The organism is Sneathiella marina, assembly GCF_023746535.1.
In the GTDB taxonomy this organism is placed as follows: Bacteria; Pseudomonadota; Alphaproteobacteria; order Sneathiellales; family Sneathiellaceae; genus Sneathiella; species Sneathiella marina.
The window spans coordinates 2,230,841-2,255,977 of the sequence record NZ_CP098747.1 but is presented as its reverse complement, the minus strand read 5'-3'; the positions used below and the strand labels follow the sequence as shown (position 1 = coordinate 2,255,977).

The window sequence follows — 25,137 nt, the reverse complement described above, 5'->3', positions numbered from 1 at the left end:
GACGAAAATGACAGAAAAACCTTCGTTAGTCCTCGTTCCCGGCCTGTTATGCACTGCTGATTTATGGCGTGAACAGATTTCGGCATTTGAAAATCAGTACTCTATTATGGTTGCTGATCACACCAAAGATGATCGGATGCCTGCCATTGCCGCCCGGTTTCTGGCGTCGGCGCCTCCGACTTTTGCTCTCGCCGGATTGTCCATGGGCGGTTATATCGCCCTCGAAATCGTGCGACAGGCACCGGAACGGGTGACCCATCTGGCGATAATGGATAGTCGGCCCATTAATGACACCCCCATTGAGCGGCAGCGCCGACAGGACTTTATTAAACTGGTGGAACGGGGGAAGACCTTCAAGGGGGTCACGGAAACCCTGCTGCCCATGCTGATACATCCGTCGCGGCTGACCGACGATATTTTAACTGAACGCATTTATAAAATGGCCGAAGATATTGGAAAAGAAGCCTTTATTCGACAGGAAAAGGCGTTGCTGGAACGCGAGGAGCTGACCGGTATACTGAAGGATATCCAGTGCCCAACCTTGGTTCTGGCGGGTGCCCAGGATGCACTGATCCCGCCGCAAATCCAGCGGGAGATGGCCATTGAGATCCCAACCGCTGTATATACTGAAATTCCCGATTGCGGACATCTGCCGACCATGGAGAGGCCGGAGAAGACGACGGAAATCATGCGGATCTGGCTGGCTCGATAAGGCAAATAGGTTGTTGCGTATTTTCGGCGGTTACAGGTTTAAACGTCGATGTCTTCAACGAAACGGGCATTCTCCTGAATAAAGGAAAACCGCAGTTCTGGCTTTTTCCCCATTAGGCTTTCAACCCGGTCGGCGGTTTCGCCAAACTCTTCAAGGGGAACATCGACTTTCAACAAGACGCGCTTGTCCGGGTTCATGGTTGTTTCTTTAAGTTGTGCGGGAGGCATTTCTCCCAACCCCTTGAAGCGGCTGATATCTATTTTTCCGCGGCCGGTAAATTCTGTTTCCATCAGCTTGTCTTTATCTGCATCATCCATGGCATAGAGTGTCTTGCCGCCTTGCGAGATACGGAACAAGGGCGGTTGCGCCAGATAAAGATGTCCATCGGTGATCAATTGCCGCATTTCCCGGTAAAAGAATGTCATGAGCAAGGAAGCGATATGTGCCCCGTCCACATCGGCGTCAGTCATGATGATGACTTTCTCATAGCGCAAATCTTCATCGCGATATTTATCACGTAGTCCACATCCCAGCGCCTGAATAAGATCTTTCAGCTCCTGATTGGCCTTGATTTTGTCAGCCCCGGCTGAGGCGACGTTCAGGATCTTGCCGCGCAATGGCAGGATTGCCTGTGTTTTCCGGTTGCGCCCCTGCTTTGCTGAGCCGCCCGCGGAATCACCCTCGACGATGAATATCTCCGTACCTTCCTTGCCGCTTTGACTACAGTCGGCAAGCTTTCCGGGCAGGCGTAAGCGACTGGTCGCGGTCTTGCGGCTGGTTTCCTTTTCCTGACGCCGGCGCAGGCGCTCCTCCGACTTCTCTATCACCCAGCCTAACAGATTATTGGCTTGATCCGGCGCGGCGGCGAGCCAGTTGTCAAAATGATCCTTGATGGCCAAATCAACAATCCGGGTTGCTTCAGTTGTTGTAAGCTTTTCCTTGGTCTGGCCCTGAAATTGCGGATCAGGAATAAAGACAGAGAGCACACTACAGGCACCGGCGAGAATATCTTCGGCGGTAATTTGCGCAGCCTTCTTGTTATTGATCAGGTCTCCATAGGCCTTAAGGCCCCGCATCATGGCGCCGCGAAATCCCAGTTCATGGGTTCCACCTTCGGGGGTTGGCACCGTATTACAATAAGAGTTGAGGAAAGACTGATTATCGGCAGGCCAGGCGATAGCCCATTCCACGCGGCCCCGGTCGCCTTCGATTTCAACACGACCGGCAAAGGGTTCGGTGGTTACGGTTTGCCGTTTATCCAAAGAGGCGTCGAGAAAATCCCGAAGGCCGCCTGGGAAATGCAAAACCGCTTCTTCCGGGGTTTCATCCTTGATCAGCTCGGGTGCTGCTTTCCAGCGAATTTCCACACCGCGGAACAGATAGGCCTTGGAACGCACCAGTTTATAAAGTTTGCCGGGGCGCAAGGCCGTTCCCGCCTCAAAGATTTCAGGATCGGGATGAAAATGGATGCTTGTGCCGCGGCGATTAGGCGCGGCGCCGATTTTTTCCAGCTTGGTTTGCGGGATCCCGCGCGAATATTCTTGGCGCCAGAGCTCCTTGTCACGGGCCACTTCCACGGTCATACGATCGGACAGTGCATTAACCACAGACACACCCACACCATGCAGGCCGCCAGCGGTATGATAAACCTTGTTGGAGAACTTGCCACCTGAATGGAGAGTTGTCAGGATAACTTCCAACGCTGATTTATCCTTGTATTTGGGATGCCGGTCGATGGGAATACCGCGGCCATTATCGCGAATGGCCAGCGATCCGTCCGCCATCAGCTCCACATCAATCCGTGAAGCAAACCCCGCGACAGCTTCGTCCATGGAGTTATCCAGTACTTCCGCAGCCAAATGATGGCGCGCCCGCTCATCGGTGCCTCCAATATACATCCCCGGGCGCATGCGAACCGGCTCAAGCCCTTCAAGGACTTCAATGTCTTTCGCGGAGTAATCGGTGCTTTCGGATTTCGGTTGCTGAAAAAGATCGGACATACAGGCAATTCACTGACTAAATGGATAACAAATGGTTATGTAAAATTCTATTCTCTCATCAGGATGAAAGTGTATAAGTTATACTCTGAATTTGTCGAAATTAGGAAGCTTAAAGATCATGACACCTGAATTCCGTGACCCAGTTATACGTACCGCACCGCAACCGAGCGATTGCAACAGTAACGGTGATATTTTCGGCGGCTGGGTGCTGTCGCAAATGGATATCGCCGGCGGCATCATGGCAGCACGGCAGGTTAAAGGACGGGCGGTCACGGTCGCAGTCGAGGCAATGACATTTCATCAACCGATTAAAGTTGGGGATATCGTCAGTATTTATGGGGAAATAGAGCGTGTCGGCCGCACATCCGTGGCCGTCAAACTAACAACCATTGTCGCCCGTAAGCTGGATTCAGAGGAAATAAAAGTTACGGAAGGGACCTATGTTTTTGTCGCCATTGACGATGAGGGTCGTCCCCGCGTGATTGAATAATAAAATACGGGTTGTGTTTCTTGAAGGCGATTTCAAAGAAAACGTCTTTCGGACAAAAAAAGGCCGCATACTGAATGCGGCCTCTTCTTTGTTATAGGTATTTGTGACTAGACACTGAAATACATGTCGAACTCAACCGGGTGCGGTGCATGTTCGAAGGCGAAAACTTCTTCCCATTTCATGGCTAGATACGCGTCGATCATGTCTTCTGTGAAGACGCCGCCCTTTTTCAGGAATTCCCGGTCGGCATCAAGGGATTCCAATGCTTCGCGAAGCGATCCGCAAACTGTTGGAATGTCTTTGAGTTCCTCCGGCGGCAGATCATACAAATCCTTGTCCATGGCATCGCCCGGGTGGATTTTATTCTGGATGCCATCCATGCCTGCCATCATCATGGCCGCGAAAGCCAGATAAGGATTTGCCGTGCAATCGGGGAAGCGGATTTCAACGCGCTTGCCGTTCGGGCTTGGGGAGTAGGGGATCCGGCAAGAGGCGGACCGGTTGCGGGCGGAATATGCCAGAAGCACAGGCGCTTCAAATCCCGGGATCAAACGCTTGTAGGAGTTTGTTCCAGCATTTGTGAAGGCGTTGATCGCTTTCGCATGCTTGATGATCCCGCCGATATAAAACAGGGCAGTTTCGGACAGGTCCGCATATCCGGAACCGGCGAAGACGGGTTTGCCGTCTTTCCAGATTGACTGATGGGTATGCATGCCGGAGCCGTTATCACCTGAGACAGGTTTTGGCATAAAGGTTGCCGTCTTGCCATATGCATGGGCTACATTATGCACGACATATTTCTGAATTTGGATTTCATCGGCAGCAGATACCAAGGTGTTGAATTTCATACCCAGTTCATGCTGGCTTGGGGCAACTTCGTGATGGTGTTTTTCAACGCCGATGCCCATTTCCTTACAGACAGAAACCATTTCACCGCGAATGTCAGCGCCACTATCAACAGGCTGTACTGGGAAATACCCGCCTTTTACGCGCGGACGGTGACCATGATTGCCACCTTCCATGTCTTCGCCGGTCATATGTGGTGCTTCGCTGTCGCCCAATTTGTAGAAAGTATGGTGACTGTCATTTGCAAACTGGACATCATCAAACATGAAGAATTCCATTTCCGGGCCCATGTTGATGGTGTCCCCAACGCCGGTGCTGGCGAGGAAAGCTTCTGCTTTCTTGGCGACAGAGCGCGGGTCGCGTTCGTAACTTTCGCCGCTCAAAGGGTCCAGAATGTCGCAAAAAACAATGAGTGTTGAACGTGCCGCGAAGGCATCCATGACAGCAGAGGAGGCGTCAGGCATCAATGTCATGTCAGATTCGTTAATGGCTTTCCAGCCGGTGATGGACGATCCATCAAACATAACACCGTCTTCAAACATGTCTTCGTCGACAACATCAACATGCATGGCAAGATGCTGCCATTTTCCTTTAGGGTCGGTAAAACGAAGGTCTACATATTCGACTTCGTTTTCCTTGATCATTTCCAATACTTTAGCAACCATGACAATGTCTCTCTGTTTAACCGTTAAAACTTAATTTATTTGCCTGTCCGTATAAGGATGCGGCGTTTAGATAGCTTCTGCACCTTTTTCGCCGGTGCGAATTCGAATAACCTCTTCGACGGTGGAGACGAAAATCTTTCCATCTCCAATACGCCCCGTCCGGGCGGCTTGTTGAATAGCTTCCAGGGCGCGTTCAACCAGTGTATCCTCGAGGACGATTTCTATTTTTACCTTCGGCAGAAAATCGACCACATATTCGGCGCCACGATAAAGTTCCGTATGTCCTTTCTGGCGGCCAAACCCTTTGGCTTCTGTCACGGTGATGCCTTGCAGTCCAACTTCATGAAGAGCTTCCTTCACTTCATCGAGCTTAAAGGGTTTGATGATGGCTTCGATTTTTTTCATAAGGCAGATCTCATCTTCTAAAAACAGGGTCTAAGATATCTTTGACTTCTCTATAGCATGAGCTGTGCCAGAATTGGGGGCATGCAAAACAGTCTCGGGAACTCCCGGAAATATGGCTGTTTCAGCTCATCTGACTATAAAGGAAACAAATGTGGTTAAAAAATGTGCGCTTAAAATTTAGGCAGTTGCCTATTGTTTAATCACCTATATTTTGCGAAGCTTATACAGTCCTTTAAAATCATTGGGATCGGCAACTTTGCCTTTACGGATAATCAACAGTCGTTCCTTGCGGGCGAGGGATATGGACTGTTGGCGTACTGCGGTCATATATTTCCGCCAAATATCTGCAGGCGCTGTATCCTTCGCCCGGTCGGCAGCTATTTGCTTAGCGATATCCTGGGGCGAGACATCTTTTCCTTCGCTTACCGCATTCAGGATATAGGTTGCCACGGGATCATCTTCGACAATGACGGCTTCGGGCGCGTCGGTGGCTTGTTCATTCTCGTCTGTCATTTTTTCACCATTGCGAACAGAAAGACATCGGGTCCTTCTTTAAAAGCTGGTTGTAGGTAGCCTTGCACAAAAAGGCAAGCATCCTGATGCTCTGCGTCAGTAGTGGGGTGGTTTTTCGACAGGCGCTCCATCAGGTAGAGCTTCCTCCAGGGTCTCAATACGATCTCCCGCGCGCGAGAGCTGTCGCTGCAGTTTTTCAATCTCTTCCCATTGTTTGTTGACGATATCACTGAGATCGTTCAGAGACTGCTCCTGTTCCATGAACTTAAGTTCAAGATCGTTGAGGCGTTGGTCGGTCATGGTTACTTGCCTTGTTGAAGGAATTGTTCAAAGCGATCCATGGCCTGCTCGATATTTTTTACGGAGCTGGCATAGGAAAATCGGATATATCCTTCACCCTCCGCTCCGAAACTGGTCCCGGCTATGGCTGCCACGCCTTTACTTGAGAGCAGCTGGTCCTGCAGCTCCTTCGACGTGAAACCGGTGCCGCTGATGTTCGGAAAAGCGTAGAAAGCGCCATTGGGCATGATACAGGAAACCCCGGGAAGGGCATTGAGACGGCGGTGGATGATATGACGACGTTCGTCGAAAGCAGACATCATTATGTCAACCGGGCTTTGATCCCCAATTAGGGCCTCGATACCCGCATATTGTGCTGCGGCATTGACACAGGAATGGTAATTGACACAGAGCCGTTGTGCGTGGGGAGTCAGCTCATCGGGCCAGAGACCCCAACCCATGCGCCAACCGGTCATAGCGTAGGTTTTTGACCAGCCATCCAAAACGATCAGGCGATCCCTTATGTTATCGAAGGCGAGCATGCTGGTATGGCCTTCACCGTCATAGGTCATGCGGCTGTAGATCTCGTCGGACAGAACATGCACATGGGGGAAAGCCTCCAGCCCCTCGGCCAGCTTCTGCAGCTGGTCAACAGGCACCACGCCGCCCGTCGGGTTAGCCGGTGTGTTAAGGATGATCAGCCTGGTTCTGTCGGTGATCTGCCCCAGCACCGTCTGTGCATCGAAGGAAAAACCGTTTTCCTCAATCAGGCGGATTGGAACAGGTGTCGCGCCGGAGTAGCGGATCATGCTTTCATATATTGGAAAGCCGGGGTTGGGATACATGATTTCCGCACCGGCCTCGCCAAACATTTCAATTGCGAAGGCCATCGTTACTTTACCGCCGGGGACAACGACGATGTTGTCAGGATTAACCGAGACATGACGGTATTTTGCTATATCTGCAGCGACGATCGCGCGAAGCTCTGGGATACCATTGGCTGCGGTGTAGCCATGATGGCCGTCGCGTAATGCCTTGACACCGGCCTCGACGATATTATCCGGTGTCGGGAAATCCGGTTGGCCAATCCCGAGATTGATTACATCCATTCCTTCAGCCGCCAGGGAGTTAGCCCGAGCCAACACATCAAATGCGGTTTCTGTCCCAAGGCGGAACATTTTTGTCGAGACTGTCATCCGTATTCCTTTGATCAGGAGATCTTCTTTTTCAGATATGCCTTTGTTCAGTCCATTGGGCAAGCAAAAGAACGAAACGGAACAGAATTCAAATGGTTTCACTTGTATTCTGGAGGCGTCGATGCATAACTTACCGCCGGGATAGTATGTTTAGCTGAGGAAAGCAGGCGCCGTGAAAAATTCAAGTGACGTGTTGGGGGAATTCGGGACGACAATTTTTGAAGTCATGTCCAAACTGGCGATTGACCATGAAGCGATCAATCTTGGACAGGGTTTTCCCGATGAAGACGGCCCAGCGGATATTCTTGCCAAAGCAGCCGAGGCGGTAAAGGATGGACCCAACCAGTATCCACCCATGATGGGCCTGCCAGAACTGCGCGTTGCCGTTGCCGAGCATGACTTTCGTTTCTACGGCATCAGCGGTAACTGGCAAACAGATACTTTGGTTACGTCCGGCGCTACTGAAGCCATCGCCGCAAGCCTGTTTGGACTGATTAATCCGGGTGATGAAGTTGTCCTGTTCGAGCCGCTATATGATTGCTATCTCCCCTTGGTGAAGCTGGCCGGCGGTATCCCGAAATATGTTCGGCTGGATCCGCCGCACTGGGAACTTGATGAAGATCGGCTTAACGCAGCGTTTAGCGAGAAAACCAAACTCGTGTTGTTGAATAGCCCCATGAACCCGACAGGCAAGGTTTTTACAGTGGAAGAGCTGGAGAAAATCGCAGCTCTGGTTCTGAAGTACGATGCTTATGCCATCTGCGATGAAGTCTATGAGCATATTGTCTTTGGTGACAAAAAACATGTCTCGTTGTTGACCTTCCCGGAAATGGGAGAGCGGACGGCCCGTATTGCCTCTGCTGGTAAAACTTTTTCCCTGACGGGTTGGAAAGTCGGTTATGTGACAGCAGCTGCACCCATGATCGCGCGGATCGCTAAAGCGCATCAATTCCTGGTATTCACGACACCGCCGAACCTGCAAAAAGGCGTCGCTTATGGTTTGAAGCAGGATGACAGGTTTTTTGAAGACCTTAAATATTCCATGCAATCAAAACGTGATCTGTTCAGGGACGGCCTGCAAGGTATCGGATTTTCCACAGCACAATGCGACGGGACCTATTTCCTCAACGCGGATATCAACTCAATTGGTTTCGACGGCACAGATGAAGAATTCTGCCGCCTTATTACAACGGAAGCGGGGGTTGCGGCGGTTCCAGTCAGTGCCTTCTACCAGTCTGAGGGAGCAATGACAAATTTCGCTCGCTTCTGTTTTTGCAAGAAGCCGGAAGTCCTTGAAGCGGCCATTGAAAAGCTGGGACGATTTTTTTCGTAAAATAGGATAAAGTTTCCTTGACCGGTTTGGAGAGGATCGCTAAACAGGTCGCCTCTTATGGCGAACGTAGCTCAGTTGGTTAGAGCGCCTGACTGTGACTCAGGAGGTCGGGGGTTCAAGACCCCTCGTTCGCCCCAAATTATAAAAGCCTCGGGATCTGGGATTCCGGGGCTTTTTCTTTGTCCGTGTCTGCAATTTGACAATTACCCCCCAACGGTAAAAAATGCTTGTAAGAAATAAAGATAAATAATCGCCGTCAGATCATCAAAAGGAATAATAACAATGACTGTGCAGCAAACTTCAGAAACTCTCTCCGCCGACGAGCATGCTCGCGAAATGGCCGACTATATTGCCAAGGGCGAGAAGCTGGCCCATGGCCTGGAAAACCGCGGGCCCATCAGGCTTGATGAAAATGGAAAACTCGCAGCGGATATCCTGCAAGCCTATGAGACATATGGGTTTTATGTATTCGAGAGCGTTATCGATGATAAAGAACTTGAGGAGCTTCGGTCGGATGTGGAGCAGGTTCTGTCCCGTGCACCCGTAACACCGGAAGCTACAAAAGACAGTCAAGGTCGGGCAGCACTTGGTCCTGAGTATAGTCGATACCCCTTTCGCTTTGCCAAACCACTGAGTGATCCGTTGGGCGGCACGGATAAGAATAAGGGGCGTCATCCAGTAAAGATGCGCAATCCGGCACCGAATAAATCAGCGCCAGACTGGACCATCGAATTACTACTGGGCAATTTGCATCTTATGGATTCGTGTCTTCGCTTATATGGCCACCCCAAACTTCTGGCCGCAGCTGAAGCTGTAAATGGACCTGATTTTGTGCCCTATAATGAAGTCACATTTATCAAGGAACCGGGACTAGGACCGTCAGTGGCCTGGCATCAGGATGGGACGACACATTGGGACGCGCCTGATTGGGATCAATTTGCACATGGCTTTAATTTTATGGCTCAACTTTACCCGAGTACGCCGGGCAATGGCGTTTGGGTGCTTCCGGGGAGCCAGAAATCAGGAAAAGTCAATATCAGCAAGCTTGTGGAAGAAAGCGGCTCAGAAAGAATTGACGGTGCCGTCCCACTGGTTTGTAAAGCAGGAGATGTTTTTATGGTCAATCGGCAAATGGTTCATGGATCTTTTGCCAACTCTTCTGCGGATCGTCGCATAACATTGAATGCCGGATTTTTCCCAAGGCGCAGGGTCCTGGGCGTAAAAACCAGCCAGCTTGATGGAACGGAAGAGGCATATGATGCTGATCGGATTAATGAAAGAAGCCGGACAATCGCCATTGCAAGTGATGCGCGCCAGCAGAAATTTCCGCAAGAGCATCGGTATTCATATCAGCCACTGAAAGGTGCGGAGTTAGAAAATAGCTGGTCCGAAGATACGAGGCGCAATTGTCTCCTAAATTATAATTTGCGAGACATTTACATATAGGAGCGCGCGGAGGCGCTTTTGACAATACATGTCCTTAATCGGTTTTAACCTAGCCCTATTACTTAACTGAACCAGTGGCTTTTTTTCTTCGCTTCCGGCCTATCCAGACTTCCACTCGTCGGCGGAGTCGTCTCATATAAGGGCTGTCTGCGGACAGGATTATGACACCGAGTGGTATCATCCAGAAGCCGAGAACAGGCAAAAAACCGAATATCCCACCAACAACCAGGGACCAGCCAAGAAGCTGACGCCCTATCTTGCTTTTCGGCACGCGGAATATTTTTTTTGGCATGTAGTCGTCCTTGAATTGAGCAAACTGCCTGCTTCATATGGCCGGTGATACAGCTCGCGTCAATTAAAAGTCAGAGCTGTCTGGTTGTGCTGCCGACATATTTGCGATGGCTGAATATTGATTGTTGCTCCTTCGATGAGGAAATCCTAGTCTGGAAAAAAATAAATGGAGAGGTAAGGCGGTAATGAGCGAAGATCTGGTTTATGCATCAGCACTTGATTTGCTGAAATGGTATCGGGAAAAAGCGATCTCTCCGGTTGAAGTCACACAGGCGGCTCTCGATCAAATAGAAAAATATGATGGTGTCTTGAATGCTTTCGTCCTGGTAGATGAAAAATCTGCCCTTGAACAGGCGCGTGCCTCCGAAGCACGGTGGCAGGCCGGTACGCCCATGGGGCTTGTCGATGGTGTGCCAACAACAGTGAAGGATATCCTTCTCACGAAAGGCTGGCCAACATTGCGGGGTTCGAAATCTGTCGATGCGGCGGGACCCTGGGAAGATGATGCACCAGTGGTTGCGCGCTTGAAAGAAAATGGCGCGGTTCTACTTGGTAAAACAACGACACCGGAATTTGGCTGGAAAGGGGTGACAGATAGCCCGCGTACCGGCATTACCCGTAATCCCTGGAACCCCGGCATGACTTCTGGCGGATCCAGTGGCGGCGCGTCATCGGCCTGTGCGGCGGGAATGGGGGCGTTGCATCTTGGTACTGATGGCGGTGGGTCTATTCGAATTCCCTCTGGCTTTACCGGTATATTTGGCCATAAACCAAGCTTTGGCCGGGTGCCAGCTTGGCCGTTATCGCCCTTTGGGACGGTTGCGCATATTGGCCCCATGACACGAAGCGTTGGCGACGCAGCATTGATGCTGCAGGTTCTGTCCGGAAGTGATTCACGTGATTGGGCTGCACTCCCGCCGTCCAGCGTGGATTATCTTGAGGCTTTAACCCAATCCATCAAGGGAAAGAGGATCGCCTATAGTCCCAACCTTGGCTATGCCAGCGTCCATCCGGAAGTCGCGGCGGCGGTTCAAAAGGCGGTTCAGCAATTGGAGGCATTGGGTGCCATCATTGATGAAGTTGACCCGGGTTTCGAGAATCCGTTGCCCATATTTAATACCTTATGGTGGTCCGGCGCACATTTCGCCTTACGTAATTTTACGGACAAACAAATCAATGAGCTTGATCCTGGTCTTCGTGATGTCTTTATCGAAGGTGCGAAAATTACACTCACAGACTATATGGAAGCAACGCAGGCCCGCGGCGAGCTTGGAATACGCATGAACAAATTTCATGAGCAATATGATTTCCTTGTAACTCCAACATTGTCGGTCCCGGCCTTTGAGGTTGGCAAGCTAGCTCCCAAGGAGATGGAAGAGGTTGGGGCCTGGGTGGATTGGACTCCCTTCTCATACCCCTTCAATCTCACGCAACAGCCGGCCTGTTCAATTCCCTGCGGATTGACGGAAGACGGTCTGCCTATTGGACTTCAGATTGTAGGGGCAATGCATGATGATGAAGGTGTTCTGATGGCGGCCAATGCCTATGAAAGCGTATCGCCGGTTGCGACGGCCCGGCCGGATTTATCGAAGCTGGTTTAGGTATAGAGGTAACAGACAAGCAGGAACAATGACGGCGGGCATCGAACTTCTAACAACAACGCAGATGTATCAGGCGGATCGCCTGGCGATTGAGGGCGGGGTTCCGGGTATTATCTTGATGGAGGCTGCTGGCCGCGGTGTTGCCGAGACAATTCAAGATTATTGGGAGACCGGCTCCTGCCTGGTGATCTGCGGCCCGGGCAATAACGGTGGCGATGGCTATGTCATCGCCCGGCACCTTCAGGAAGAAGGCTGGAGAGTCATTCTTTTGTCCACATGCGATCCTGAGAAACTGTCAGGAGATGCAGCAATTATGAGATCGCGCTGGGAAGGGCCAACTCAATCAATTGCAGCGGACCCGCTAAAGATCGATCTCGTCGTGGATGCCGTCTTTGGCGCGGGATTTTCCGGTACTCTGGCGCCGGACATCGTTTCCCTGTTTGCCACAGTTAAGGCAGCGAAAATTCCAGTGGTTGCTGTTGATGTTCCAAGCGGGGTTAATGGTAATACCGGTGCGATCGATCCGGGATCATTGAACGCGGCCATGACGGTGACTTTCTATCGTGCGAAACCGGGGCACTATCTCTATCCCGCACGGGCGTCGTGCGGGCAACTTGAAGTCATCGATATTGGTATCAAGGATGAATATCTGGAAACTATTTCTCCTGATATCTTTACGAATACGCCGGAAATCTGGAAAAGCAATTTACACATCTTGCAACCATCAGATCACAAGTACAGCCGAGGGCATCTGGTCGTTGTTGGAGGTGGCATTGCGTCGACAGGGGCCGCTCGAATTGCCTCACGTTGCAGTTTGCGCGCGGGAGCAGGGGCGGTGACCGTAATCAGTCCACCATCGGCACTTACCACATACGCCGTGGCGTTGGAGGCGGTTATGGTACGCGCCTGTTCCACTGCTGAAGAATTTTTGGAATGGGTTGAGGGAAAACGGATTGGCACAATTTTGATCGGGCCTGGGTGCGGGCTTTCCGATCGAACGGTTGAGCTTGTAATAGCGGCGCTGAACAGCCCGGCAGATGTCATTTTGGATGCGGATGCGCTAACAGTCTTTAAAGATAACCCGGACTCACTGTTTGAGTTGATAAGAAACAAGAAGCACGGCAATTGTATCATGACGCCGCATGAAGCAGAATTCGCCAGACTATTCTCTTTCGATGGGTCAAAAATGGACAGAGCGCGTCAGGCGGCCGATCGGTCAAATGCAATCATTTTGTTGAAAGGTGCTGATACCGTCATTGCATCACCTCACGGACAAGTGGTTATTAATCACAATGCCCCGGCTAATCTCGCCACAGCAGGATCAGGTGATGCGCTTGCAGGGATAATTGCCGGGTTGGTGTCCGCAAAAATGTCAGTATTCTATGCCGCCGCCGCCGCTGCATGGATGCATGGCGAAGCCGGGACATCGGTCGGTCCAGGACTTATTGCAGAAGATATCGAAGAAGTCATTCCAGCCATATTGTCTGACCTCCATGATTTGCTGTAAATTGCCTAAAATGCGAGATATTATTCAACAGTTTTTTTACGAATTAGCGTTAAAAGGGGAACAGCTAGGAATATAAAATTTATTACTCAGGTGAAAAATGTTCTTTAAAAAAGAAAGTCTACGGGACACAGTTGTGTCGGGCGATGTATTTTACCGCCATTTGATGCTGAGCTTGCAAGAACAAGCGAAAGTCCTTCGGGTTGAAGATGATGACCAGGGAATTCCCCATGTTCATTATGAAAAAACAGTTCTTCGGACCGGATACCAGGAACATGCTGGCCCCCATGTTCTTGCTCTCGCGATATTTGCACGCGACTTTAATCTTGCCCACTAAAACTCAGATTTTCCGCGTGTCTTGAGCTCAAACTCATTCAGGTTTGTGGTGACTTGTGTTCCCAAGCCTTACGCCAAATCAGGCTGTCCTTAAAACTGATTTCGCCGAACTATTTCTCCCTTCTCCATTTTTCTTCATTTTTATTGGTAATTCCCCTATGCATATTGAGAAGTCATATGCTATAGACAGCCGCTCCATGTCGACTAGACCGCCTTTTTATACGGTTGGCAGGGGGATTGCGGGTGTGGCGGAATTGGTAGACGCGCTGGTTTTAGGTACCAGTTTCTTATGAAGTGGGGGTTCGATTCCCTCCACCCGCACCAATTTTTAAGGATGGCTTAACAGCTATGGCATTTCGGCGAGAGGTATCGTCGGGATGAAATCAATGAATTACTACAATTGACGGACAATCGTTCATGCAAATAACTCAAACAAACTCTGATGGATTAAAGCGCGATTTTACAGTTGTCGTTGACGCCGCTGAAATCGAAACAAGAGTGACAGACAGACTGACGACAGTTGGTGCCGATATCAAACTTCCAGGATTCCGCCCCGGTAAAGTACCAATGGGTATTCTGCGTCAGCGGTTTGGCAAATCTGTCATGGGCGAGGTTCTCGAGCAGACAGTTAATGAAACAAGTCAGAAAGCGCTTGATGAAAACGATCTGCGTCCGGCCCAGCAACCTAAAATCGAGATCACTAAATTTGATGAAGGCGAGGATCTGGAATTCACGCTCGAAGTCGAAATTATGCCAGATATCGAACCAATGGATTTTACCAAACTAAAGCTGGAAAAACTGGTTGCCGAAGTCGAAGAAGACAAGGTTGCTGAAGCCTTGGGGCAGATAGCCAGCCAGCAAAAATCCTTCGAAAAGATTAGTGGTAGCCGTAAGTCAAAATCCGGAGATGCCTTGCTAATTGATTTCCTGGGCAAGGTGGATGGCGTGGCCTTTGACGGAGGTGCCGCAGAAGGCCATCAGTTAGAGTTGGGCTCCAATACCTTTATTCCAGGTTTCGAAGAGCAACTCATCGAGACAAAAGCCGGTGACGAAATCGCAGTCAAAGTTACATTCCCGGAAAATTACGGTTCTTCGGAACTTGCTGGAAAAGACGCTGTCTTCGACGTTAAGGTTCATGAAATCCAGGAGGCTGCGCCCGTCAAGATTGACGATGATTTCGCCGCCAAACTCGGATTGGAAAACCTGGATGCGTTGAAAGAAGCAGTTCGCGGCCGGATTACGGACGAATATACGCAGATGTCACGTCAATCAATGAAACGCAGCATGCTGGATGCCTTGGCTGATGAACACCATTTCGAAATTCCTCCGGGAATGAAGGAAGGTGAGTTCAACAGCATTTGGGAACAGTTCGTCAAAGAATTGGAGCAGTCTGACCAGAAGCTGGAAGACCAGGATCAGTCAGAAGAAGAGTTACGGTCTGAATATGGAGACATAGCTGACCGTCGGGTCCGTTTGGGTCTCCTGTTGGCGGAAGTCGGACGGATTAATAATATTGAGGTATCGCAAGACGAGGTGAACCAGGCGATGCTGACGCAAGCTCGGGCTTATCCAGGTCAGGAACAGCAAATTTTCCAAATGTTCCAGGAACGTCCTGAAATGCAAGCCCAGCTTCGTGCGCCAATCTTCGAAGATAAGGTCGTTGATTTTATTGCAGAACTTGCAACGGTCACTGAGAAAACAGTCAGTGTCGATGATCTGATGAAAGATCCTGACGAAGAGGAAACAGAAAAACCGAAGAAAAAAGCGGCAGCAAAGAAGGCTCCGGCAAAAAAAGCAGCCGCGAAAAAGGCGGCTCCTAAAAAGCCGGCCGCGAAAAAACCTGCTGCAAAGAAACCAGCGGCCAAGAAAAAAGACTGATTCCAGATTTACGGGTTTGAAGTTGCGGCATGGGATCATATATGCTGACAGACACCAAACGCTTTTGTATGAGGAAAACTAAGAATGGTTGATGTAATCGACACCTATATGAACAATCTGGTTCCGATGGTCGTGGAACAGACTGCACGGGGAGAACGGTCATATGACATTTTCTCCCGTCTTCTGAAAGAACGCATTATCTTTGTGACCGGACAGGTTCAGGACGGTATGGCTGGACTGATTACAGCGCAACTCTTGTTTCTGGAAGCTGAAAATCCAAATAAGCCAATTTCCATGTACATCAATTCGCCGGGTGGTGTCGTAACTTCCGGATTGGCAATTTACGATACAATGCAATATGTGAAGCCTGATATTGCAACCGTGTGCGTCGGGCAGGCGGCATCGATGGGATCTTTCCTGCTGGCGGCAGGTTCAGCCGGTCATCGTTACGCATTGCCAAATGCGCGTATAATGATCCATCAACCTTCTGGCGGTGCACAAGGACAGGCGACTGACATACAAATTCAGGCTGAGGAAATACTGAAGGTCCGGTCTCGTCTAAATGAAATTTATGCTCGGCACACAGGTAAGACTCTTAAAGTCATAGAGGCGTCCATGGAGCGGGATAACTTTATGACGGCGGACGAGGCAAAAGATTTTGGTCTTGTTGATAATGTTGTTGATAAGCGTCCATCTGACCTGGATCCAGACGTCGAATAAACATCCGATGGGTATAAATTCTTGAGTTTTTTGTAAAGAGTGTTCGTAACTGGCGCAGGAAATGCGTCATGTTAACGAAAAGTTGAGTCCATATCGCTATTTTACATGCTCAAAGCGCATAAATTTGATTTGCGTGAATTATGGGCGATTTGGATAACATTCTTGTTGTCGGCTGTTGCCTCGGTCGCTAATATGCGATGTCGAACGGATTATTGGAGTATTTATGACCAAATTGAGTGGCGGAGATTCGAAAAATACCCTGTATTGCTCCTTCTGCGGTAAGAGCCAGCATGAAGTCAGGAAGCTAATTGCAGGTCCAACAGTTTTCATCTGTGATGAATGCGTTGAACTCTGCATGGATATTATTCGAGAAGAGCATAAAAGCACTCTGGTAAAAACAAATGACGGTGTGCCAACACCGATGGAAATTTGTAATGTTCTTGATGACTATGTCATTGGACAGTTTCATGCAAAGCGTGTTCTGTCCGTTGCAGTGCATAACCATTACAAAAGATTGCACCACAGTACGAAATCCGACGATGTGGAATTGGCCAAATCGAATATATTGCTTGTCGGTCCGACCGGCTGCGGTAAGACACTGTTGGCACAAACACTGGCACGTATTCTCGATGTTCCCTTCACGATGGCTGATGCAACGACACTGACCGAAGCCGGTTATGTTGGGGAAGATGTTGAAAACATCATTCTTAAACTGCTTCAATCAGCTGATTATAATGTCGAACGTGCACAGCGCGGAATTGTTTATATCGATGAAGTCGACAAAATTAGCCGAAAATCAGACAACCCATCCATAACACGGGATGTCTCGGGTGAAGGTGTCCAGCAAGCACTATTGAAAATCATGGAAGGGACTGTCGCGTCAGTTCCCCCGCAAGGTGGACGGAAGCATCCTCAGCAGGAATTCCTGCAAGTAGATACAACAAACATCCTGTTTATTTGCGGGGGTGCATTTGCAGGCCTTGATAAGATTATTGCCTCACGTGGTAAAGATACCTCTATCGGCTTTGGTGCTGATGTTCAGGCTGAGGAAGATCGTAAGATTGGTGAGTTGCTGAAAGATGTCGAACCTGAGGATTTGCTGAAGTTTGGTCTCATTCCTGAGTTTGTCGGCCGGCTTCCCGTTGTCGCAACGCTGGAAGATCTGGATGAAGATGCGCTCATCGAAATTCTAACATCGCCAAAAAATGCGTTGGTGAAGCAGTATCAGCGGTTATTCGACATGGAAGAAGTTGGTCTGACTTTCACGGATGATGCTTTGTCAGCCATCGCGAAAAAAGCAATTGAGCGCAAAACCGGTGCTCGGGGCCTAAGATCCATCATGGAAGGCATACTTCTTGACTCCATGTATGATCTTCCTGCTCTTGAAGGCGTGGAAGAGATAGTAATTAACGGTGAGGTGGTTGACGGCGGCACTCAGCCTCTCCATATCTATTCTGATCGTCAAGACGCAACGAGCAGCGCTTAATTCTAATATGAAAGGGCGGCTATTGATCGCCCGCAGATATTTACTATGTCAGGATCTGAACCCCTCCCGCTTACCTAAGGGGAGTGCGTTTAGTTGGTCCAAAAAGGCTTATACATGATTGATACACCTCGTACCCAAGTTTTCCCAGTTCTTCCCCTTCGGGATATTGTGGTTTTTCCGCATATGATTGTTCCCCTGTTCGTTGGTCGGGATAAGTCCGTACGGGCATTGGAAGATGTCATGAAGGATGACAAGCAAATTCTCTTGGTTGCTCAAAAGGATGCGGGACAGGATGATCCTGGTGAAGAAGATATTCATCGCGTGGGTACAATTGCCTCCGTTCTTCAGCTTCTAAAACTTCCAGACGGGACCGTTAAGGTTCTTGTTGAGGGCAGCGAGCGGGCGAAAATCGAAGAATTTGTTGATAATCCTGACTTCTTCCAGGCTCATGCCGAAGTTATGGAAGAAGCGGAAACGGAAACTCCTGAATTGGAGGCGTTGGCAAGATCCGTCATTGCGCAGTTTGAACAATATGTGAAACTGAACAGAAAAGTTCCGCCGGAAGTTCTGGTTTCGCTTAATCAGATAGACGAGCCTTCCAAGCTCGCGGATACAATGGCGTCTCATATGGCGCTCAAAATTTCCGAGAAGCAGGAACTGCTTGAAATCGAAACCGCAACGGATCGATTGGAGCGTGTTTATGCTCTTATGGAAGATGAAATTGGTGTTCTTCAAGTAGAGAAGAAAATCCGCAGCCGTGTTAAGCGGCAAATGGAGAAAACTCAACGCGAGTATTATTTGAATGAGCAAATGAAAGCTATTCAAAAAGAACTCGGTGAAGGTGAAGACGGCAAAGACGAACTCGGCGAACTTGAAGAAAAGATCGCGGAAACCAAGCTGTCCAAAGAGGCACTTGAAAAATGTAATCAGGAGATGAAAAAACTCCGGAACATGAGTCCGATGTCAGCAGAGGCGACAGTCGTCCGAAATTATCTCGACTGGATTTTAAGTCTGCCATGGAATAAACGGACCCGGATCAAGAAAGACCTTGTCCTTGCCGAAAAAATCCTGAATGACGATCATTATGGACTCGAGAAAGTAAAAGAGCGGATTCTTGAATATCTTGCCGTTCAGCAACGGATGAAGAAAATTCGCGGCTCTATTTTATGCCTTGTTGGACCTCCAGGCGTCGGCAAAACCTCGCTGGGTCAATCTGTTGCTCGGGCGACAGGCCGACATTTTGTGCGCGTTGCCTTAGGTGGTGTACGTGACGAAGCCGAAATCCGAGGACATCGCCGTACATATATCGGATCCATGCCCGGTAAAGTCGTTCAATCCATGAAAAAGGCTAAGTCGATTAACCCTTTGTTTTTATTCGATGAAATCGACAAGCTTGGTAATGATTTCCGCGGGGATCCGTCTTCTGCCTTGCTCGAAGTCCTGGATCCGGAGCAGAACACCACATTTGCCGATCACTATCTTGAAGTTGAGTATGATCTTTCCGAGGTTATGTTCATTTGCACGGCAAACTCCTTGAATATGCCGGGCCCCTTGCGGGATCGTATGGAAATAATCCATCTGTCCGGCTACACCGAAGATGAAAAGGTTGAGATCGCGAAACGTCACTTGGTCGCCAAGCAAATGAAATCCCATGGATTGAAGAAAGAGGAATGGTCCGTTACGGATGAAGCGATCCGGGACTTGATCCGGTATTATTGCCGTGAGGCTGGTGTTCGTAGCCTGGAACGCGAGATTGCGAAACTTGCACGGAAATCCGTAAAGGAAATTATTACAGATGGTGTAACAACCATTTCAATTACCTCAGAAAATCTTGAAGATTACGCCGGTGTAAGGCGTCATCGCTTCGGAGAAGTTGAAGAAGAGGACCAGATTGGTTTGACAACAGGTCTGGCCTGGACTGAAGTTGGCGGTGAATTGCTGACCATTGAAGCTGTTAAACTATATGGCAAGGGTCGGATGAAAATTACCGGTAAGCTAGGAGATGTCATGCAGGAATCAGTGCAGGCAGCCCGTAGCTTTGTTCAATCGCGTTGTTTGGATATGGGTGTTAAACCTTCCGACTTTGATAAACATGATATCCATATTCATGTTCCCGAGGGAGCGACACCTAAAGACGGCCCATCTGCTGGTGTGGCTATGGTTACATCTATTATTTCTGTTTTAACAGACATTCCGGTGCGAAAGGATGTCGCAATGACAGGAGAAGTAACCTTGCGAGGTCGGGTTCTCCCGATTGGCGGCTTGAAAGAGAAATTGCTGGCAGCGCTCCGGGGCGGAATCACCACAGTTCTTATTCCAAAAGAAAATGAAAAAGATCTGGCCGAGATTCCCGACAATGTGAAATCAGGCATGGAAATTATACCAGTTTCCGAGGTTACAGAGGTGTTGGAAATCGCCTTGACCAAGCCTCTCGTTGCCCTTGACTGGACGGAAGAAGAGCTTGCAAAAGAACTTTCCGGGGCTTCATCTTCGCAAAAAGTAGAAGATGGAGTGACGACTCACTAAAATTTTGGGAAAACTAGCTCAAACCCGCAGAAAAGTTGGGGATATCTTCATTTTTCCCTTTGACCGGAAGCCGCTGACAATCTAGACTTCGAACGTCTTAAACGAAATTTCTGAAAAGATATGTGCAAGTCTAAATTGAAGGGGGCTTATAGTGAATAAGAACGATCTCGTTGCCGCAGTAGCTGACATTTCAGGTCTGGGGAAATCCGAAGCAGGTAAAAGTGTCGACGCAGTTTTAGAAGCTGTTTCAAATGCGTTGAGCGGTGGCGATGAAGTTCGTCTTGTCGGTTTTGGAACGTTCAGTGTTGCTGATCGTAAGGCTTCTGAAGGCCGTAATCCACGTACGGGCGAAACTATCCAAATCAAGGCTTCCAAGCAGCCAAAATTCAAGGCTGGTAAAGCATTGAAAGACTCTGTGAACAAATAATCACGGACGTTTTTAAATTATTTCGAAGCCAGGTTCAAAAAAATGAATCTGGCTTCGTTTTTGTCTTCCCTTTGCCGGTGGAGATTGATATACACGGGCTCCACTGAAATACGGGTGATTAGCTCAGCTGGTTAGAGCATCTCGTTTACACCGAGAGGGTCGGGAGTTCGAATCTCTCATCACCCACCATTTTCAATGTCAAATCCCGGTTACGGGATTTTTTTGTATCTATAGCCTTTATGTGATCTCCAACGAACGTTCAGGCTTTGAAAATGGAAATACCACCATCGGCCAAATGGGCAGTCCCCGTTACAAAGCTCGACGCATCAGAGGCAAGATATAAAGCAGATTGAGCAATCTCAATCGGCATTGCTTGTCGCTTGAGTGAATGTAGACCATCGAAATAGGATTTTATCTCCGTCGTTGTCATGACAACATCTCCCATTGGCGTTTCAGTACCACCTGGTAGGAGTGCGTTGACACGTAACCCTTGGGCCCCGTATTCCGCCGCTAAAGTCTGGGTGAGGCCTATGAGGCCGGCTTTGCTGGCCGCATAGGCTGCCATCCCGGAAATGCCGGTTGTATAGCCGACGAAACTGGACGTAAATATCATTGATGAAGCGGGTTGCTCCAGCAATGCAGGAATTTGATACTTCGCGCCAAAAAAAGCCGCCGTCAGATTCGTTTTTATGACAGCTTCCCATCCTTCCGTGGATAATTCAGTAATTGAGCCCAGGTCCCCCAAAATTCCGGCATTGTTAAAACTACCGTCAAGTTTCCCAAATCTTTCCATTGCGGTGTCGACCAGTTTTTTCGCGTACTCTTCCTCCCCGACATCACCTGGTACTGAAACTGCGCGACCACCTGCATTATTGATACTTTCACATATTGCGTTCAGTTCTGGCTGGCGTCTGGCGCCCAATATTAATGCTGCGCCTTGCTGGGCAAAAAGCCGGGCAGCCGATAGGCCAATCCCTGACGTTGCTCCGGTAATCAGGATAGTTTTATTTTCGAGTTGCATGGTTCATTTCCTTCATTTTTACAGTCTGTGCCGAATGTTGGCTGAAATGAACAAAGCAGACTAAGAGCATATAATTCCTTCCGTTTTCTGTTGTCGTATTTTTACGTTTGACTATTTGTCTGTATATTTTGATTCTCGATTATTTAAGATGATGACCCAATTTCTGGCGATCTGTAATATTGAGAGATGTAAAATGTAAGGAGCTGGAAGAGCACGGGCTTTGAAGGCGGCTTTACCTGGCAGGCCAAATTTCAATGCTGGTTACTGCTCGACACGGTCAAGCAAGGCAGAATTTCTGTTTTTTTAAGCTATGTGGATGTATTCAGGCGAGATTCTCAAGAACAATAATCCCCTTAAAAAACTGATTTGGGCTGCGAGTTTCTGACCCGGCGAATTTAATTGCGAAAAACTATTTATGTTGCTTGACAGGGCAGGGTACGTCCAATAAAACACGGCCTCACAGCGGGGGTGTAGCTCAGTTGGTTAGAGCGCCGGCCTGTCACGCCGGAGGCCGCGGGTTCGAGTCCCGTCACTCCCGCCATTTTCCTGCAAATATTATCTGCCACAAAGGGTCATGCCGCCAGAGTTAGCGCCGTGAGAACCCTTATTGAAATTATGGCGGAATTTTGTTGCTAAATAGGTTTTCTTCCTTATAACCCGACACTATAATGTGTTCTATACAAAGTAGGAGGGGATGCTGAATTTTGACTATTCGTTATTTTGTTGAAATTTGGTAAGCGTCAGTATTATGGAAGCCTTACTCATAGAATATTTACCCATCCTGATTTTCTTGGGATTGGCGGTTGGCCTATCGGCAGTAATTGTCATTGCCTCGATTATCGTCGCTGCCCAGCATCCGGATGCCGAAAAGCTATCTCCGTATGAATGCGGATTTGAACCTTTTGACGATGCACGAAACCAGTTCGATGTTCGATTTTATCTGGTTGCAATTCTATTTATCATTTTTGATCTTGAAGTGGCATTCCTCTTTCCTTGGTCCATTTCACTGGGAGATGTCGGTGTATACGGATTTTGGTCAATGATGGTGTTCCTGGGAATTCTAACCATCGGCTTTATCTATGAATGGAAAAAGGGAGCCCTGGAATGGGAGTAAATCCGGAACCATCTGTTAAGGCGATGAATGTCGATGGAAATCAAGATGACTTTTTCCGTGATCTTGGTGAAGAACTTGATGACAAGGGTTTTGTTGTCACGAATGTTGATAAGCTCGTTAATTGGGCGCGTACCGGGTCGCTATGGCCGATGACCTTTGGCTTGGCCTGTTGTGCCGTCGAGATGATGCATGCCTGGCAGCCCCGGTACGATATGGAGCGGCTAGGTGTTGTGCCTCGGGGGTCACCCCGTCAGTCCGACGTCATGATTGTTGCGGGGACCCTTACAAATAAAATGGCACCTGCTTTACGCAAGGTTTATGATCAGATGGCAGAGCCACGCTATGTTATCTCCATGGGATCCTGTGCTAATGGCGGTGGCTATTACCACTATTCCTACTCAGTTGTCCGTGGGTGCGATCGAATCGTCCCCGTGGACATCTATGTTCCTGGATGTCCACCAACAGCTGAAGCGCTGATTTATGGCGTTTTCCAGTTGCAGAAAAAAATCCGCCGCACCGGCACATTTTTGCGCTAGGGAGAAGGTAGTCAGTAAAATGGATGAAGCGCTTATAGAGCTGGGCGAGCATATCACTGCGGAACTCTCAACGGCTGTTCTGTCAACCAAAGTTGCGCTGAACGAGCTTACGGTAGATGTCCGAGCGGAGTCTGTTGATGACGTTCTGTTGTTCCTGCGAAATGATTCTAACTGTAAATTCCAAGTCCTTTGCGACGTGTGCGGGGTTGACTATCCTGGCCGCGCTAAAAGATTTGATGTGATTTATAACCTTCTCAGCTTGAAACATAACCATCGGATTATTGTAAAGGCGCAAACGGATGAACGAACACCGGTTCCATCGGTTGTTTCTATTTTTCCGGCGGCAAACTGGTTTGAGCGTGAAGCCTGGGATATGTATGGCATTATGTTCGCCGGCCATCCGGATTTACGCCGGATGCTGACTGATTATGGCTTTGAAGGTCATCCATTGAGAAAAGATTTTCCACTTACAGGCTACGTCGAAGTACGCTACAGCGAAGACGAAAAGCGGGTCATGTACGAACCCGTAAACTTGACACAAGAATTCCGCAAATTTGATTTCGAGAGCCCTTGGGAGGGAACAGAATATATCCTGCCCGGCGATGAAAAAGCGGAGGGGCAAAGCTAATGGCTGAAGTCCAGATTAAAAATTATACCTTGAATTTTGGTCCGCAGCATCCGGCTGCCCATGGTGTTCTTCGCATGGTCATGGAGCTTGACGGAGAGATTGTTGAGCGGATCGATCCACATATCGGATTGTTGCATCGTGGTACTGAAAAACTGATCGAGCATAAAACCTATATGCAGGCGATGCCATATTTTGACCGGCTCGACTATGTCGCAGCGATGAGCCAGGAGCATGCTTTCGTGCTGGCTGCTGAAAAATTACTAGGCTGTGAAGTACCCGAACGTGCTCAGTATATCCGCGTCTTGTTTTGCGAGATTTCGCGCATTCTCAATCATATCATGAATGTCTGTGCTCAGGCGATGGATGTTGGCGCAACAACACCGATGCTTTGGGCGTTTGTTGAACGTGAAACACTTATGGAGTTTTACGAGCGTGCCAGTGGCGCGCGGATGCACGCGGCTTATTTTCGTATTGGCGGCGTTCATCAGGATATTACTCCGGAACTCGAAAGAGATATTCGGGCCTTCATTGAGCATTTGCCTTCGGTTCTTGATGACGTTGAGGCACTGTTGACTGATAACAGGATTTTCAAGCAACGAAATGTTGATATTGGGATTGTCAGTCAGGAAGACGCAATGGCTTGGGGCTTTTCCGGTGTTATGTTGCGCTCCACCGGTCTGGCTTGGGATTTACGAAAATCAGAGCCCTATGATGTTTACGCAAAAATGGATTTTGATATCCCTGTTGGCTTGAACGGAGATTGTTATGATCGGTATTTGATGCGCCTTGAAGAGATGCATCAATCCTTGAAGATTATGACACAATGTCTCGACCAGATGCCGAAAGGACCGGTATTGTCGAAGGACCCGAAAATTGCGCCGCCTCGCAGATCCGAAATGAAAACATCAATGGAAGCGCTGATTAATCATTTCAAGCATTATACAGAAGGCGTGAAGATTCCAGCTGGTGAGACTTATACAGCGGTGGAAGCACCGAAGGGGGAGTTTGGCGTTTATTTGGTTTCAGATGGATCCAGCAAGCCTTATCGCTGTAAAATACGGGCCCCTGGTTTTGCCCATCTTCAGGGAATGGATTTTCTGACAAAGGGTCATATGCTCGCAGATGCGTCGGCTATTTTAGGCAGTTTGGATATCGTTTTTGGTGAGGTAGATCGGTGAGTCAGG

General features: G+C 48.9%; 24 protein-coding genes and 4 tRNA genes. 20 read left to right on the top strand and 8 right to left on the bottom strand.

Features of this window, described 5'->3' with window-relative positions:
* The first annotated feature begins 7 nt into the window (after nt 1-7).
* Nucleotides 8-712 (top strand): alpha/beta fold hydrolase, encoded by a 705-nt coding sequence (locus NBZ79_RS10750; protein WP_251932425.1) that lies wholly within the window; start codon nt 8-10, stop codon nt 710-712.
* A gap of 38 nt (nt 713-750) precedes the next feature.
* Here the strand turns inward: NBZ79_RS10750 and parE are convergent, their stop codons facing one another.
* A complete protein-coding gene (gene parE, locus NBZ79_RS10745) occupies nt 751-2,712 on the bottom strand; it encodes a DNA topoisomerase IV subunit B (protein ID WP_251932423.1) in 1,962 nt (653 codons plus the stop codon).
* Between the two features lie 118 nt (nt 2,713-2,830).
* On the opposite strand from parE, the gene NBZ79_RS10740 reads away from it, so the two are divergent.
* Nucleotides 2,831-3,202 (top strand): acyl-CoA thioesterase, encoded by a 372-nt coding sequence (locus NBZ79_RS10740; protein ID WP_251932421.1) that lies wholly within the window; start codon nt 2,831-2,833, stop codon nt 3,200-3,202.
* Between the two features lie 107 nt (nt 3,203-3,309).
* Here the strand turns inward: NBZ79_RS10740 and glnA are convergent, their stop codons facing one another.
* From glnA to NBZ79_RS10715, 5 genes are all read right to left on the bottom strand, one after another.
* Nucleotides 3,310-4,713, bottom strand: a complete 1,404-nt coding sequence (gene glnA, locus NBZ79_RS10735; protein ID WP_251932419.1) for a type I glutamate--ammonia ligase — start codon at nt 4,711-4,713, stop codon at nt 3,310-3,312.
* A 66-nt stretch (nt 4,714-4,779) separates the two neighbouring features.
* Nucleotides 4,780-5,118, bottom strand: coding sequence for a P-II family nitrogen regulator (locus NBZ79_RS10730; protein WP_251932417.1), 339 nt, complete (start codon nt 5,116-5,118; stop codon nt 4,780-4,782).
* A gap of 204 nt (nt 5,119-5,322) precedes the next feature.
* Entirely contained in the window at nt 5,323-5,631 is a 309-nt protein-coding gene (locus NBZ79_RS10725) for a DUF3253 domain-containing protein (RefSeq protein ID WP_251932415.1), read from the bottom strand.
* A gap of 96 nt (nt 5,632-5,727) precedes the next feature.
* On the bottom strand, nt 5,728-5,931 hold the full coding sequence (locus NBZ79_RS10720; protein ID WP_251932414.1) for a SlyX family protein: 204 nt from the start codon (nt 5,929-5,931) through the stop codon (nt 5,728-5,730).
* 2 nt (nt 5,932-5,933) lie between these two features.
* Nucleotides 5,934-7,106 (bottom strand): pyridoxal phosphate-dependent aminotransferase, encoded by a 1,173-nt coding sequence (locus NBZ79_RS10715; protein WP_251932412.1) that lies wholly within the window; start codon nt 7,104-7,106, stop codon nt 5,934-5,936.
* 172 nt (nt 7,107-7,278) lie between these two features.
* On the opposite strand from NBZ79_RS10715, the gene NBZ79_RS10710 reads away from it, so the two are divergent.
* From NBZ79_RS10710 to NBZ79_RS10700, 3 genes are all read left to right on the top strand, one after another.
* Nucleotides 7,279-8,439 carry an aminotransferase gene (locus NBZ79_RS10710; protein ID WP_251932411.1) on the top strand — a complete coding sequence of 387 codons (1,161 nt, stop codon included), beginning with the start codon at nt 7,279-7,281 and terminating at the stop codon, nt 8,437-8,439.
* Nucleotides 8,440-8,499: 60 nt separating this feature from the next.
* A tRNA-His gene (locus NBZ79_RS10705) sits at nt 8,500-8,576 on the top strand.
* A 145-nt stretch (nt 8,577-8,721) separates the two neighbouring features.
* Nucleotides 8,722-9,885, top strand: a complete 1,164-nt coding sequence (locus NBZ79_RS10700; protein ID WP_251932410.1) for a phytanoyl-CoA dioxygenase family protein — start codon at nt 8,722-8,724, stop codon at nt 9,883-9,885.
* Between the two features lie 58 nt (nt 9,886-9,943).
* Here NBZ79_RS10700 and NBZ79_RS10695 read toward each other — a convergent pair whose 3' ends face one another.
* Nucleotides 9,944-10,177 (bottom strand): PGPGW domain-containing protein, encoded by a 234-nt coding sequence (locus tag NBZ79_RS10695; RefSeq protein ID WP_251932409.1) that lies wholly within the window; start codon nt 10,175-10,177, stop codon nt 9,944-9,946.
* A 184-nt stretch (nt 10,178-10,361) separates the two neighbouring features.
* Between NBZ79_RS10695 and NBZ79_RS10690 the strand changes: the two genes are divergently transcribed.
* The 10 genes from NBZ79_RS10690 to NBZ79_RS10645 all read left to right on the top strand — a co-directional run bounded on the left by NBZ79_RS10690 (nt 10,362) and on the right by NBZ79_RS10645 (nt 20,843).
* Nucleotides 10,362-11,777 carry an amidase gene (locus NBZ79_RS10690; protein WP_251932408.1) on the top strand — a complete coding sequence of 472 codons (1,416 nt, stop codon included), beginning with the start codon at nt 10,362-10,364 and terminating at the stop codon, nt 11,775-11,777.
* A gap of 28 nt (nt 11,778-11,805) precedes the next feature.
* Complete coding sequence (locus NBZ79_RS10685) at nt 11,806-13,284, top strand: NAD(P)H-hydrate dehydratase (protein WP_251932407.1); 1,479 nt, start codon at nt 11,806-11,808, stop codon at nt 13,282-13,284.
* A gap of 97 nt (nt 13,285-13,381) precedes the next feature.
* Nucleotides 13,382-13,618, top strand: coding sequence for a hypothetical protein (locus tag NBZ79_RS10680; RefSeq protein ID WP_251932406.1), 237 nt, complete (start codon nt 13,382-13,384; stop codon nt 13,616-13,618).
* A gap of 238 nt (nt 13,619-13,856) precedes the next feature.
* Nucleotides 13,857-13,941, top strand: a tRNA-Leu gene (locus tag NBZ79_RS10675).
* Between the two features lie 93 nt (nt 13,942-14,034).
* Nucleotides 14,035-15,495 carry a trigger factor gene (gene tig, locus NBZ79_RS10670; protein WP_251932405.1) on the top strand — a complete coding sequence of 487 codons (1,461 nt, stop codon included), beginning with the start codon at nt 14,035-14,037 and terminating at the stop codon, nt 15,493-15,495.
* Between the two features lie 84 nt (nt 15,496-15,579).
* Nucleotides 15,580-16,215 carry an ATP-dependent Clp endopeptidase proteolytic subunit ClpP gene (clpP, locus tag NBZ79_RS10665; protein WP_338056114.1) on the top strand — a complete coding sequence of 212 codons (636 nt, stop codon included), beginning with the start codon at nt 15,580-15,582 and terminating at the stop codon, nt 16,213-16,215.
* Nucleotides 16,216-16,438: 223 nt separating this feature from the next.
* Nucleotides 16,439-17,701, top strand: coding sequence for an ATP-dependent Clp protease ATP-binding subunit ClpX (gene clpX, locus NBZ79_RS10660; RefSeq protein ID WP_251932404.1), 1,263 nt, complete (start codon nt 16,439-16,441; stop codon nt 17,699-17,701).
* A gap of 114 nt (nt 17,702-17,815) precedes the next feature.
* A complete protein-coding gene (gene lon, locus NBZ79_RS10655) occupies nt 17,816-20,227 on the top strand; it encodes an endopeptidase La (protein WP_251932403.1) in 2,412 nt (803 codons plus the stop codon).
* Nucleotides 20,228-20,378: 151 nt separating this feature from the next.
* On the top strand, nt 20,379-20,654 hold the full coding sequence (locus NBZ79_RS10650; RefSeq protein WP_251932402.1) for an HU family DNA-binding protein: 276 nt from the start codon (nt 20,379-20,381) through the stop codon (nt 20,652-20,654).
* A gap of 112 nt (nt 20,655-20,766) precedes the next feature.
* Nucleotides 20,767-20,843 (top strand) — tRNA-Val (locus NBZ79_RS10645).
* 70 nt (nt 20,844-20,913) lie between these two features.
* Here the strand turns inward: NBZ79_RS10645 and NBZ79_RS10640 are convergent.
* Nucleotides 20,914-21,675, bottom strand: a complete 762-nt coding sequence (locus NBZ79_RS10640; protein WP_251932401.1) for an SDR family oxidoreductase — start codon at nt 21,673-21,675, stop codon at nt 20,914-20,916.
* 464 nt (nt 21,676-22,139) lie between these two features.
* On the opposite strand from NBZ79_RS10640, the gene NBZ79_RS10635 reads away from it, so the two are divergent.
* The 5 genes from NBZ79_RS10635 to NBZ79_RS10615 all read left to right on the top strand — a co-directional run bounded on the left by NBZ79_RS10635 (nt 22,140) and on the right by NBZ79_RS10615 (nt 25,131).
* Nucleotides 22,140-22,216, top strand: a tRNA-Asp gene (locus tag NBZ79_RS10635).
* A 207-nt stretch (nt 22,217-22,423) separates the two neighbouring features.
* A complete protein-coding gene (locus tag NBZ79_RS10630; RefSeq protein WP_251932400.1) occupies nt 22,424-22,789 on the top strand; it encodes an NADH-quinone oxidoreductase subunit A in 366 nt (121 codons plus the stop codon).
* A 23-nt stretch (nt 22,790-22,812) separates the two neighbouring features.
* The gene (locus NBZ79_RS10625; protein WP_420854606.1) at nt 22,813-23,325 is read left to right on the top strand and encodes a NuoB/complex I 20 kDa subunit family protein; all 513 of its coding nucleotides are present in this window, start codon (nt 22,813-22,815) and stop codon (nt 23,323-23,325) included.
* A gap of 19 nt (nt 23,326-23,344) precedes the next feature.
* Nucleotides 23,345-23,953: an NADH-quinone oxidoreductase subunit C gene (locus NBZ79_RS10620; protein WP_251932398.1), complete on the top strand. Its 609-nt coding sequence runs from the start codon at nt 23,345-23,347 to the stop codon at nt 23,951-23,953.
* Nucleotides 23,953-25,131 carry an NADH-quinone oxidoreductase subunit D gene (locus NBZ79_RS10615; protein WP_251932397.1) on the top strand — a complete coding sequence of 393 codons (1,179 nt, stop codon included), beginning with the start codon at nt 23,953-23,955 and terminating at the stop codon, nt 25,129-25,131. Before NBZ79_RS10620 ends, NBZ79_RS10615 begins: the two co-directional genes overlap by 1 nt.
* Nucleotides 25,132-25,137 lie beyond the last annotated feature (6 nt).